Origin of the sequence: Flavobacterium sp. ZB4P23 (assembly GCF_003970375.1) — a bacterium.
Classification (GTDB): Bacteria; Bacteroidota; Bacteroidia; order Flavobacteriales; family Flavobacteriaceae; genus Flavobacterium.
Genome location: NZ_RYDK01000003.1, coordinates 295,423 through 307,759, shown reverse-complemented (window position 1 = coordinate 307,759; position 12,337 = coordinate 295,423). Strand labels below are relative to the sequence as shown.

Genomic DNA, 12,337 nt, shown 5'->3' with positions numbered 1-12,337 from the left:
ATTTTGATGACTAACGGTATTTTATTTAATAGATATTGACTAACTCTCTAAGTTATCTCTCATATTTTGGATATAAGCCGCTTTTTGAATTTTGATTCTATTTGTAACTGAAGGCTTAATAAAAGCAGTACGTGCTCTTAGTTGACGAACAGTTCCTGTTTTATCAAATTTTCTTTTGTAGCGTTTTAATGCTCTATCGATATTTTCTCCGTCTTTAATTGGTATAATTAACATAATATAGACACCCCCTTTCTTTAAGTGTGCAAAAGTAAACATTATTTTGAATTGGAAGTCATTAATTATGAATTTATTTGAGCATGCTTGCAAAAAATAAATTCCGTTTCACGAATAGGCTATCATGTGCTGCCAGCTATTCGCTATAATCTTATTCATTGCGAGGTATCGGGGTAAAATTCGCAGTACTATCCTTGACATAAAAAGAAGAGTCAATTTGTGTATTGACTCTTTTTTTTATAAAATACTTACTTTATTGAATCTAAAGCATCCCGTTAAGCAAAACTTATTCGCTCCAGAAACTACCTAATCAAAGTCTAAACTACTTTACCGCTGGCACATAATTTTGATTATCAATAATTAATTTTCCTAAAATCTCTTTAAGAATTTCTGAAGTTCCTCCGCCTATTGGCCCTAAACGACTGTCCCTAAACAAACGTGCCAATGGATACTCCTCCATATACCCATAACCACCTAACATTTGTAAACAACTATAAATAGTATCATCTGCAACTTTTGTAGATTTCAGCTTAGCCATAGTGGACTCTTTTACGACGTATTCCCCTTTGTCTAAACGAGCGACAGCAGCATAGTTAAACACCTTACAGTGTTCTACCTCTGTTGCATGCTCAACAAGCGTATGTCTTAGTGCTTGAAACTTACTTATTTTTTTTCCAAATGCCTCTCTATGCGACATATAATCTATTGTATAATCTATTGCATATTCAGCTCTAGCATGTGCATTTATCGCCATGATTAAACGCTCCAAAGCAAAATGCTGCATGATGTAAGGAAATCCTTTCCCCTCTTCACCCATTAAGTTTTCTGCTGGGATCTCTACGTTGTCAAAGGCAATTTCAGCAGTATCAGATGCTCTCCAACCTAATTTATCTAGTTTGACAGCCGATATCCCTTTTAAACCAGTATCCATCAAAAAGATGCTAATCCCTTTGTTTCCAAGTTCAGGATTAGTTTTTGCTGCAACAATATAATAGTCTGCATAAACACCGTTTGTAATAAATGTTTTGGAACCATTAATAATATATTTATCTCCTTTTTTTACGGCATTAGTGCGCATCCCCGCAACATCACTACCCCCAAAAGGCTCTGAAATACATAAAGCTCCTATTTTCTTTCCAGCGATACTTGGCACTAAGTAATCTTGCTTTATCCTTTCGTCACCCTCAGCATTCAAATGGGTCATCGCTAAATACCCATGAGCCCACATGGCAGCAGCAAAACCTGATGACTTAATTTTTTGCAATTCTTCGAGAAAAATAACAGTATAAAATAAATCGAGATTCAGACCGCCATAAGCCTCTGGGTAGGCAATACCAAAGTACCCCATCTCGCCAAATTTTTCCCAAATAAAACGTTCTATTGTACCCGTTTTTTCCCACTTTTCGATATGCGGAACAACTTCTTTCTGCAGAAAATCTTTTAAACTTTCTCTAAATGCATGGTGTTCTTCCGTAAAATAAATTGAATTCATATAGTATATTTTTCTTAACAAATAGTATTAATTGAAGCATAATAAAGCAGTACTATTTCAAATTTCGTTTTTAAACGATTAAAAATAATCCGCTAATAAAAAAGTAACACCTCTATTTTAAAAGGCAATACAATTCTCTTGTCCGGGGCTTAAAATCTGACACTTCTAATTAAAGTCCAAATATAAGTCAATTATTTTTGCTTTATCAACAGGAAATCCCTTAATTTTTATTAAATCCTCAATATTATTAAAATCCCCCTTCATGCTTCTATAAGTTATAATTTCTCTGGCCAGTGCATACCTAAAATAATAAAACTGAGAAAGCTCCTTTAAAGAAGCGGTATTGACCTTGATTTTTTTAAATTGAGGCAGCGCCAAAACTTCAAAATGAGTATTCAAATTCTCAATTACTTCTGGTGACAACCCCCAAATATCCTGCATTTGATCCATAGAAACAAATCCGCCCAACGTTTCTTTTTGTTTTAAAATGCGAATAGAAATGGCCTCACCTATTCCATAAATTTTTACCAAATCTTCTTTTGTTGCCCTATTGATATCAATGACTAGGATTTTTTCTTTTTTGGCGAAAGCTGGATTTGAATATTTTTTATATGTAATAAATTTAGTTTTCTGTTTTTTAGCAAGCACCCAATCCGGGAATTTAAAATAAGGCGCTAGCACATTTAACAATGAGTCTGAAACTTTAGTCACGTTCTGAAACTCCTCAGGAGAATTTACATATTTGTTTTGTTTTCTATAAGCGAGCAAACGATCAATTTCCTGAAGAGACATTCCTAATCTATATCCTTTATAATCTGTGATAAAATTGGGATTAAAAAGATACACATTGGGCTTTTTATTTGCAGCTTCCATAGTAAGGGAATCCATTGTAGTTTGAAGAGAAAGCCATTTTTGTTTTTCAGGATACACTTTAGATACCGCTCTAAAATCAACAAAAAAATAAACCAGCTGCAGGACTACACTAATTACAAACAAAAAGAAAATACCGGTTCGTTGCTCCTTAGTGAACTTAAAATAAGTTAGAATCGTTTTAAAACTCATGGGGGTACGTATCGATTTGCTAGCATTAAAAATAATTCTAAATTTATAAATTAAATCAAGACCGTTCGCTTTCTGTAGATTTTTTTTCAAAAACAAATTAATACCCGCTACAAGCCTATTTGACAAAATAATTTCACCGGGAATCAATATTAAAAAAGACGACAAATCATTTTTTACAACTTAAAATTCAATTATTGTTTTTATTTTTTATAAAAAACAATACATTTGGAGCTTAATAACAAACAAAACCATATAACCCATGTCAATTTGGAAAACTAAACCCCTTTCGGTATTGCTAAATGAAGCATCAGAATCTGAAAAAGGATTAAAAAGAACTTTGTCTTCACGTTCATTAGTAGCGCTAGGAGTTGGAGCAATTATCGGAGCAGGATTATTTTCTTTAACAGGAATCGCAGCCGCAGATAATGCAGGACCCGCAGTAACGCTATCCTTCGTCTTAGCAGGGATAGGCTGTGCCTTTGCTGGATTGTGCTACGCTGAATTTGCCTCTATGATCCCAGTCGCAGGAAGTGCTTACACCTATTCTTATGCCACAATGGGAGAATTTGTTGCTTGGATTATTGGATGGGATTTAGTGCTTGAATATGCTCTTGGAGCCGCAACAGTAGCAGTGAGTTGGTCTCAATACGTAGATAAATTCCTCGCCAATTATGGACTCAATATTCCCCAAGAGATACTCCATGGACCATGGGATGAGAAACCAGGATTCATTAATTTACCCGCCATATTAATTATATGTGCCCTTTCTCTACTATTGATTAGAGGTACAAAAGAATCAGCTTTATTAAACAATATTTTGGTTATTTTAAAAGTAACTGTTGTTATTGTATTCATAGGTATCGGATGGGGTTTTATTGACGGAGCGAATCATACTCCATTTATCCCTGTAAATGAAGGCGAAGCCCTTTTAAGCTCAGGAAAGATGACATTTTTAAATTTCTTTAGTAGCGATTACTTTGGTCATTACGGTTGGAGTGGTATTCTAAGAGGTGCAGGAGTTGTGTTTTTTGCATTTATAGGATTTGACGCTGTTTCTACTGCTGCACAAGAGGCAAAAGATCCACAGAAAGGTATGCCAATTGGTATATTAGGGTCGCTCATAATTTGTACCGTTTTATATGTTCTATTTGCTTTTGTTTTAACTGGTTTAGAAAACTACCTTAACTTTAAAGGTGACGCAAGCCCTGTCACTACAGCGTTTGCTAAGACAGGTTATACATTCTTAAACTCAGCATTAACAATTGCGATTATTGCAGGATATACCTCTGTAATGTTAGTGATGTTGATGGGGCAAAGTAGGGTTTTCTACAGTATGAGTATTGACGGATTATTACCTAAATTTTTTAGTACATTACACGCAACAAATAGAACACCATACAAAACAAACCTACTTTTCATGGTTTTTGTTAGCATGTTTGCAGGATTTGTTCCTGTGTCAGACTTAGGTCATATGGTAAGTATAGGAACATTATTTGCGTTTGCTCTTGTATGTATTGGAGTTGTTGTAATGAGAAAAACTAATCCCGATGCAGTAAGAGGTTTTAGAGTGCCATTTGTACCAGTATTTCCAATTCTAGGAGTTATCATCTGTCTAATCTTGATGGCTGGATTACCTATTGAAAGTTGGGAAAGACTTGCCATTTGGATGATTATTGGAGTTGCTATCTATTTTGCCTACGGTAAGAAAAAAAGTAAACTAAACAATCCGGATAAATAAATTTACAGCATACAAAAAAGGGATTCTAGAATAGTTTAACTATTTTAGAATCCCTTTTTTTATTTAACTCTTTTTACAAATCAAAAACCGAAGTGCGTTTTGCACGAATTAAATCTTTCAACCGCATCCAAAAAGCCAAAGTTAAATACACGGCAAACCACAAGCCAGCTGTAACAAATGACAAGTAAATAAAAAATAGTCGGACGCTACTGGCACGCATTCCTAAGGTATCTGCTAAGCGGGAGGAAACATGAAAACCGTGTTTCTCAAAAAAGAACTTAAGCTTAATTACTGCTGACATTTTTCAGTTAGTGTATTAAATTCGTCAATCGCATATTTAAAAAACAAATTTACAACATTCTCCAGTAAACAAATCCAAAAATAATTGAATTAATTTTTTTTCAACAATTCCATTCCCACGGCACATTCTAAGCATTTACCTGCGTTGCAATACTCCATTTTTAATTGCAGTAATGATTGGGTATCAAAAGCACTTGCAGCGAGAACCCCAAAAGACTTGAATTTATCTATAATGGCATTTTTCTCCGGAGAAACTTCTTCTAACAGACGAATTAAATCCTCTGAAATTTCTTTTCCCTGACTTTTAGCAAAAGCAAATTGTAACGGAATTATGGTATTTATGACGATCAAATCGATGAAAGATTTTGAAAGCGATTTCCTTTTCTTTGGACTTTCTTTATCAAATTGGTAATGATTCAACCAATATTCAGAAGTCGAAACCTGAAACAGGTCGTAACTACTTTTTAATGAATTCAAAACACTTATTTTTGAAAATAAATGTACCTGACTGTGGTATAAATTCGCCAATTGAGAAAGACGTATCGTAGGAAAATTATCCGGGCGATGCTTAAAAAACTGGACTGGTACCTGGCCACCTTGCTCCAATTGGTATTTATGTATCAAGTAAAAATACCTAAATTTTAAATCTTTGAAATAAGTATCCTCCTTATCACAATCCAATAACCCTGCGGTTCCAAAAATTAATGCTTCCAGATTCTCAATTTCAAAACTTTCTTTTCTAAGCACCGAAAAAGGAATGTTTACTGCCATTTTAAAAAAGAGTTCTCCATTGGTATTTAATCCAAAATTTTTAGCCAAAAGGCAAAACAACACTGCTTCCCAATCGTGATTAGTTTGTTCTAACAAATCAAATATAGATTTTGCTTTTCTTTCCAGACGTTCAAAAAACAGACGTTCCTGCCAATTTTTAAAGACAAACCCATCAATTTTATTAATTTGCTTTTCGCAAAAAATCCATGATTTGGGTGCCATTAAAGATTGGTAATTTTCAAGGGTGGCCTTATCTACATATTTTTTGAGTTCCAAAACCGGAATTTCGCTGTTATTGCTTCTAAACACTTCCGTATCATGCTCCCAAACCACATGTAAAATAACGTTTTCATATCCTGAATCCTGTTCATGATGATGCACATACCAGTCTGACGATTTAAGATGAATTTCGACATTTCCTGCCCATTTTTGATTTGCAATCGTTATTTGTGCATTAAAAAAATCAGGACCGGCCAGTTCAAGATATTGGCCCACAGTAACAATTGTGATTTCCTCTCCATTGAAAGTTTTCAAATTCAAAGTATCAAATTTCTTGAATTTCCACAGGTAATGGAGGAAATCTTCTTTCATATTGAAAATATTAGATTGAAGACTAATGTAGTAAAAAAAAATAGCAAATTATCTAAAACAAAAAAAATCAGAAATTTCCCTAAAATACCGAATGCTATTTTAGTAAAATAGGATGTTTTTATTTCAACAAATACAATTTGGCACAAGCCCGAGCATCAGATAACGCTTCGTGATGATTCAAAGCGATATTCATTTCCCGGCAACAATCGCTCAATTTAGTTGGTTTTAATCCTTTGGCTTTGTATATTTTTACGGTACATTCCCAACGAGAGGCAATATTCAAATCCGCATACTCTAAATTATAAAGAGCCATTGATTTTGCCAAAACATTCCGGTCAAAACTTTCATTGTGAGCTACAACCATCCTGTTTTGCAACCGTTTTTTAATTTCAGGATATACCTGGGCAAATGACTTAGCATTCATGGTATCCCGCGGATAAATCCCATGCACTTGAATGGTAAAAGGAGAATATAAATTATTTGGTGGTTTGATTAAACTAACAAACTCATCTGTAATTATTCCATTTTCTACGGTTACAATTCCTACAGAACACGGATGGTATGCGGTTGCTGTTTCAAAGTCTATAGCGGTGAAGGTCAATTTGATTTCAGATTTAGGGTTAACGATATTTGATTTCAGATTTACAAAAATACTGTCAATTATAGAAGTTCAATGTATTTGTTACCTTTTTTTTAGATGTTCTTGCAAACTTTTAGATTCCAAAAATTTTACAGCAACAAAGTAATTAAACCAAAAAACCTTGCAGGTTTTTTGATTCTTGTTGGAGTATAATTAGGAAATAAAATCCAGTTTTAATCTTATTTTATCGACCCAATAATATCATATTTAGTTATAATATGGTGATTTCCATTCTCTAATTCAATCAAAACGGCTTCATTCTCTTTCGTGAATAATCGAGAAACTTCTTCAATAGGAGTTCCGTGTTTCACTATTGGAAAAGGTTTTCCCATTACATCTTTAATCGGTTTATCAGCTACATTTTTGTCGGCTACGTAACTTTGAAACAAATCACTTTCATCAACAGAACCTACAAATCCGGTGGTATCAATGACAGGAATTTGAGATATTTTGTATTTACGCATTCTTTCTATGGCGTGTGAAACTAATTCTTCGGTACGCACCACAATCAATGGTTTGTCGATATGATCTTTGATTACATCCTCCGCCTTTGTGATTTCTTCTTCTAGAAAACCGCGTTCCCGCATCCAGTCGTCATTGAACATTTTACCTACATAACGGCTTCCTGAATCATGAAAAAGAACCACAACTACATCTTCCGGTTTAAAATGTTCTTTGAGTTGCAACAATCCTTTGATCGCCGCACCAGCAGAATTCCCTACAAATATTCCTTCTTCAAGTGCAATTTTACGGGTATAAACCGCCGCATCTTTATCCGTTACTTTTGTAAATCCGTCAATCAAAGAAAAGTCTACATTCATGGGTAATATGTCCTCACCAATCCCTTCTGTGATATACGAATAGATTTCATTTTCATCAAAAATTCCTGTTTCATGGTATTTTTTAAATACAGAACCATAGGTATCGATTCCCCAAATTTTAATGTTTGGATTTTTCTCTTTCAAATATTTCCCAACTCCGGAAATAGTTCCTCCAGTGCCTACCCCCGATACAAAATGAGTAATTTTACCACTTGTTTGCTCCCAAATTTCCGGTCCCGTTTGCTCGTAATGCGCGATAGCGTTTGAAGGGTTGTCGTATTGATTCACATACCAGGAATTAGGCGTTTCTTTGGCCAATCGTTTAGAAACCGAATAATACGACCTTGGATCCGTAGGTTCTACATCCGTAGGACACACCACAACTTTAGCGCCTACGGCACGAAGAATATCCATTTTTTCTTTGGACTGTTTGTCTGAAATTACACAAATTAGTTTGTATCCTTTTATAATGGCGACTAATGCCAATCCCATTCCTGTATTCCCGGAAGTTCCTTCAATAATAGTTCCGCCTGGCTGTAAACGGCCATCAGCCTCCGCATCTGCAATCATTTTTACAGCCATTCTGTCTTTTACGGAATTTCCTGGATTGAACGTTTCCACCTTAGCAAGTACTAAGGCCTCTACTTCGGCAGTTACTTTATTGAGTTTCACTAATGGGGTGTTGCCTATGGTACCTAATATATTTTCTGCGTAGCGCATTGTATAATAAATTTAAGATTGTAATTTGTTGTAAATACTGCTACAAAGATAGTATTTTGTTATAAATTAATCTTGTTTACGGAATTTTGCGTTCGTGATAATAGCGACATCCTTTCCTTGTTTGCTGCCAAGCAAGGAAAGATATAGCGGATAGCGCGATAAAACGCCCAAAAAAAATGACTTAAAAAATTGAAATTTTAAAGAGCTATTAATTAAAGAAGTTCCAAATTAAACCAAATCGGATCGTGAAATCACGCGATGGATTATTGGGGGAGGCATGAAAATCATTGCCAGTGAGTGCCGAATTAAAATGTTCCGCTTTCAAATAGATCCTTGTTCTTTGAATTTTTGCATTGATAAAAAAATCAAGGTTAGGATGATTGCCGATTTGTTTGTCTTTTTGCACAAAAAATTCTCCTATGACCGGATTGTATTCATTGGCATAATAACTGGAAAAGTAATTGAGTGAAATCCCTGTTTGCAGAAATAAGGCTTTTTTAAACAAAAAATTCGAGTAGTAAAACGTATTTCGCGTTACAATTTCAGGCACGTTCAAGATGGCATCTTGTTGTTCTGTTTTTTGATATAAAACTGTATTATCTAACGCAAATTTTCCAAATTTTAATTCTCTGCTGATTTTGATCGATACATAATTTATTGTGCTATTGTATTGTGCCGGCGCAACAATTTGTGTGTTATCTGTTTTTTGCTGCGCAGTTGATGCTTCGGTAAAATACAAATGATCATTCAACACTGAAAACTGCAATTCTGCATCTAGCCAAGGAGAAATGGCATTAGCTTTTATTGTGTTTATTTTTTCATTCTTAAAATCATTAGACCAGTTGTACTGCACGTAACTGCTCTGGTGCAGATTGTAATTGTTATTGGGTAGTTTGTTTATGTTTTGATACTGAAATGCAAATTGAATTTCATCAGTGAGCTCATACTTCAATTTAGCATCTAAATTTGAAAGCGACTGGTTGGTAATAGATCTGGAATAAGAAAAAATACCGTTCCAATTGTTTTTTCGGTATTCATATTGACCTCCGGCACTATTAATGTTCTGGCTCAAGAAACTTGGGACTGTTTTCGCATCAAATATTAGGATCTGATTGTAATAATAATTAGATCTGAAATCGTCAGCAAAAAACTGAAATTTACCCAATGTTGTATTTTCATAAATCAAACCAATTCTATTGTACATCTTGTTGTAACGCGTTTGATCATTGATCCCGCTGTTTGCAAAAGAGTCCCCAAACCGGTCAACTATTGCCCCTCCTACGGCAGATGCTACTGTGGCCTGATTGTATTCAAAGAACTTATTTTCGTAATTAAACTGATGCGCGAGATACGCGTTATTGTCTCCTTTTTTTGTGTTAATTCTAAAATTGTGATCCACAAAAATTCTTTTTCCTTTCAGAAATGATTTGGCGTCATTAAGATACACTTCAAATCTTTGTCTGTTATCGTAGTTTGGATCACCACTTTCAAAATCATTAATAGTCGTAATTCCACCGTTTTCTTCATTTAAAATATCTTGATAGGTATAATGTGCATTAGCAAAATACCGTTTATTTTTAGTGTTGTAACTGGTGGTGAACCTGAAATTTCCTGTACTTGAGAGCTGATTGATGTATTCTCCTTCTGAACGTAGTCCTCTGTAGGCTATCGAAAAATTTAAATTTTTTGAGGTGTTCAGGGTAATAAAGGCATCTACTGACTGCCCCTTTTGTACGGTTGTTTTAAAATATAATTCGGTAACAGGAGTTGCTACAGAGCTGTAACGGATTTGGTTTGCCTCCAAAAAATTAAAATGCTTTGCTTTAAAACCAAATTCGGGAAATACAACTACATCCGTCAAACCGTATTGTAAGGTATTGTATGTTTGTCCATCATTTGCAAAAGGTAAAAGTCCAAAAATGTCTTTTCGCAAATAGTTGTGGCTGTATTCTTTTTGAATATTGAGAGACGTGTCAATGTAAGTGGTATCCCGTTCTAAAGTGATGAACCGATACATATCAACAGTAGCCACTTTTTGTTCTTTTTGTTTATTGACCGTATCTGACGCACTTTGGTATTTACTGGCAGTATCTGTATTAGTAATATTTTTTTGAGAAAACAGCAGCATGGGCACTGCTAAAAAACAAAATAAAAATAATATTCTCATTTGACAGGATCTAATTAGTCGGTTACGTATACAGTTTTAACTCGGCAAAGATAAATGATAAAAACCTATAAATAAAAAAACATCTGACGGAAGTATGTGTTATACAAGAAAATTACTCGCTGTCAATTTACTCTTTCGGGACAGTTTTAAAGGGACCTGCAAGCAACAAATTTTCAGAAAACACTCCTTTTTCGTAGCATTTTGCACTACAAAACGATACATTAAACAACTGTCTAATAATAATAATAATAATAATAGCTACTGTCCTCTATAAAACAACACCGTAGTGATGGTCTTGAAAGCAATGTTCAAATCCAGGTAGATGCTGCGGTGCTTGATATAATACAAGTCATACTGCAGCTTGATCAGACTATCATCAATGGTTTCCCCATACGTATAATTGACCTGTGCCCAGCCAGTAAGCCCTGGCTTGATGATGTGTCTGGTTTCATAAAAAGGCATTATTTCTGCAATTTCTTTTACAAAAATAGGACGCTCGGGACGCGGACCTATAACAGCCATATCTCCTTTTAGTATATTGATAACCTGAGGAAACTCATCGATTCTGGTTTTACGCAGAAATTTCCCAAAAAGCGTCACTCGGGAGTCATTCGTAGCGGTAAAAACGGCACCGTTCGATTCGGCATTTTTAACCATTGTCCGGAACTTTAAAATTTTAAATACCGCCCCATCTTTGCCTATCCGTTCTTGTGAATAAAACAACGACCCTTTATTTCCTATTGCATTTCCAAACAAAATAAGCGGACACAAGAACACGCCTACAACAAGTCCAGACAAGGAAACGGTTATTTCAAATATTCGCATAACAATCAAATACAATTTATTCTGATTGCTTCGGCTAAAAGGAAAAAAACGATAAAAATCCCGTGACATGTACTGCACTGGTATGCGCTGGGTTTTACTTTCATATACCTGTGTATATTCCCGTATAATATTCCCAGCCTCTAATAAATGAAGCAATTGTTGGTACAAATCTGCTGTAATACCTCCCGTTTTTTGGGAAGCAATCACAATTTCAGAAACTCCGTTTTCATTCACAAAAGAGAACAAATCCTCTCTTTTGATGTGCTGCACATAATGGTATTCTTCCATTTGTTGTTCACTGGAATCTAGATTAACAAACCCAATTATTTTATAATGCGGATCAATATTTTCAAGTCCTAAAATCAACTCCTGTACCTGCTCCTGATCACAAATCAAGATTGCTTTCTGAAAAAATCGATTAGAGGCCAAAAAGGTTACATACAACATCCTCCAGAAAAACAACGATAAGAATACGACCAGAAAAAACAATAGAATTTGAAGGCGGTTTGAGGGCAGTTCCGGAGAAAAAAACGGCGTCAGTAAATAGACTAAAACAGTTGTTGAAACGGTAATAAGAGTACTTTTTAACACCTGAAACTCGTTGCTAGCCACCTGAAGATTATACATTTCAAAAATAGCTCCAAATACATTTAGGTAAACTGCCAAAACGATTGTCCAGTAATAATTAGTAGCTGAAACTTCAAAATAATCAAAAGCAAATACCTTTCCAGTTGCATATAAAGCCGTCAAAACAAAGAGAACATCAAAAAGTCGAAGAATCATCTTTCGTTCTGATATTTCAAAATGCATTTTGTCAACTGAAAACATGATAGGTATTTATGGTACGGGTGCAAATTTAATTTTTTTGTTCCAAATTAAACTTATAGTAGCACCTCTTTTTTTTAAGAACATCCACTTTTAACAAAGTGATTTTTTTAAGAGCTGCGAATTCCCTAAAAAAACCATGAAAAATATT

Annotated in this window: 10 protein-coding genes; 1 reads left to right on the top strand and 9 read right to left on the bottom strand. The window is 34.7% G+C overall.

Annotated features, from left to right (window positions below; all coding sequences use genetic code 11):
- Positions 1 to 39: 39 nt before the first annotated feature.
- The 3 genes from rpsU to EKL99_RS06960 form a co-directional block, all read right to left on the bottom strand.
- Complete coding sequence (gene rpsU, locus EKL99_RS06970) at positions 40 to 234, bottom strand: 30S ribosomal protein S21 (protein WP_035670421.1); 195 nt, start codon at positions 232 to 234, stop codon at positions 40 to 42.
- A 322-nt stretch (positions 235 to 556) separates the two neighbouring features.
- A complete protein-coding gene (locus tag EKL99_RS06965) occupies positions 557 to 1,726 on the bottom strand; it encodes an acyl-CoA dehydrogenase family protein (RefSeq protein ID WP_126463122.1) in 1,170 nt (389 codons plus the stop codon).
- 165 nt (positions 1,727 to 1,891) lie between these two features.
- Entirely contained in the window at positions 1,892 to 2,788 is an 897-nt protein-coding gene (locus tag EKL99_RS06960) for a helix-hairpin-helix domain-containing protein (RefSeq protein ID WP_126576645.1), read from the bottom strand.
- A gap of 259 nt (positions 2,789 to 3,047) precedes the next feature.
- Here EKL99_RS06960 and EKL99_RS06955 point away from each other — a divergent pair, with 259 nt between their 5' ends.
- The gene (locus tag EKL99_RS06955; protein ID WP_126554471.1) at positions 3,048 to 4,526 is read left to right on the top strand and encodes an amino acid permease; all 1,479 of its coding nucleotides are present in this window, start codon (positions 3,048 to 3,050) and stop codon (positions 4,524 to 4,526) included.
- A gap of 73 nt (positions 4,527 to 4,599) precedes the next feature.
- Here the strand turns inward: EKL99_RS06955 and EKL99_RS06950 are convergent, their stop codons facing one another.
- The 6 genes from EKL99_RS06950 to EKL99_RS06925 all read right to left on the bottom strand — a co-directional run bounded on the left by EKL99_RS06950 (position 4,600) and on the right by EKL99_RS06925 (position 12,189).
- Positions 4,600 to 4,827 carry a PspC domain-containing protein gene (locus EKL99_RS06950; RefSeq protein WP_126451893.1) on the bottom strand — a complete coding sequence of 76 codons (228 nt, stop codon included), beginning with the start codon at positions 4,825 to 4,827 and terminating at the stop codon, positions 4,600 to 4,602.
- An 89-nt stretch (positions 4,828 to 4,916) separates the two neighbouring features.
- Positions 4,917 to 6,188: a DUF2851 family protein gene (locus EKL99_RS06945; protein WP_126576644.1), complete on the bottom strand. Its 1,272-nt coding sequence runs from the start codon at positions 6,186 to 6,188 to the stop codon at positions 4,917 to 4,919.
- 118 nt (positions 6,189 to 6,306) lie between these two features.
- Positions 6,307 to 6,789: a 3'-5' exonuclease gene (locus EKL99_RS06940; RefSeq protein WP_126451891.1), complete on the bottom strand. Its 483-nt coding sequence runs from the start codon at positions 6,787 to 6,789 to the stop codon at positions 6,307 to 6,309.
- 218 nt (positions 6,790 to 7,007) lie between these two features.
- Entirely contained in the window at positions 7,008 to 8,369 is a 1,362-nt protein-coding gene (locus EKL99_RS06935; protein WP_126463118.1) for a pyridoxal-phosphate dependent enzyme, read from the bottom strand.
- A 208-nt stretch (positions 8,370 to 8,577) separates the two neighbouring features.
- The gene (locus EKL99_RS06930; protein ID WP_126576643.1) at positions 8,578 to 10,536 is read right to left on the bottom strand and encodes a putative porin; all 1,959 of its coding nucleotides are present in this window, start codon (positions 10,534 to 10,536) and stop codon (positions 8,578 to 8,580) included.
- 258 nt (positions 10,537 to 10,794) lie between these two features.
- A complete protein-coding gene (locus EKL99_RS06925; RefSeq protein WP_126561653.1) occupies positions 10,795 to 12,189 on the bottom strand; it encodes an exopolysaccharide biosynthesis polyprenyl glycosylphosphotransferase in 1,395 nt (464 codons plus the stop codon).
- Positions 12,190 to 12,337: the final 148 nt, after the last annotated feature.

What these genes read in the sequence shown, in the direction of transcription:
- rpsU (WP_035670421.1), bottom strand. Translation starts at nt 234, where the DNA reads ATGTTAATTATACCAATTAAAGACGGAGAAAATATCGATAGAGCATTA.
- EKL99_RS06965 (WP_126463122.1), bottom strand. Translation starts at nt 1,726, where the DNA reads ATGAATTCAATTTATTTTACGGAAGAACACCATGCATTTAGAGAAAGT.
- EKL99_RS06960 (WP_126576645.1), bottom strand. Translation starts at nt 2,788, where the DNA reads ATGAGTTTTAAAACGATTCTAACTTATTTTAAGTTCACTAAGGAGCAA.
- EKL99_RS06955 (WP_126554471.1), top strand. Translation starts at nt 3,048, where the DNA reads ATGTCAATTTGGAAAACTAAACCCCTTTCGGTATTGCTAAATGAAGCA.
- EKL99_RS06950 (WP_126451893.1), bottom strand. Translation starts at nt 4,827, where the DNA reads ATGTCAGCAGTAATTAAGCTTAAGTTCTTTTTTGAGAAACACGGTTTT.
- EKL99_RS06945 (WP_126576644.1), bottom strand. Translation starts at nt 6,188, where the DNA reads ATGAAAGAAGATTTCCTCCATTACCTGTGGAAATTCAAGAAATTTGAT.
- EKL99_RS06935 (WP_126463118.1), bottom strand. Translation starts at nt 8,369, where the DNA reads ATGCGCTACGCAGAAAATATATTAGGTACCATAGGCAACACCCCATTA.
- EKL99_RS06930 (WP_126576643.1), bottom strand. Translation starts at nt 10,536, where the DNA reads ATGAGAATATTATTTTTATTTTGTTTTTTAGCAGTGCCCATGCTGCTG.
- EKL99_RS06925 (WP_126561653.1), bottom strand. Translation starts at nt 12,189, where the DNA reads ATGTTTTCAGTTGACAAAATGCATTTTGAAATATCAGAACGAAAGATG.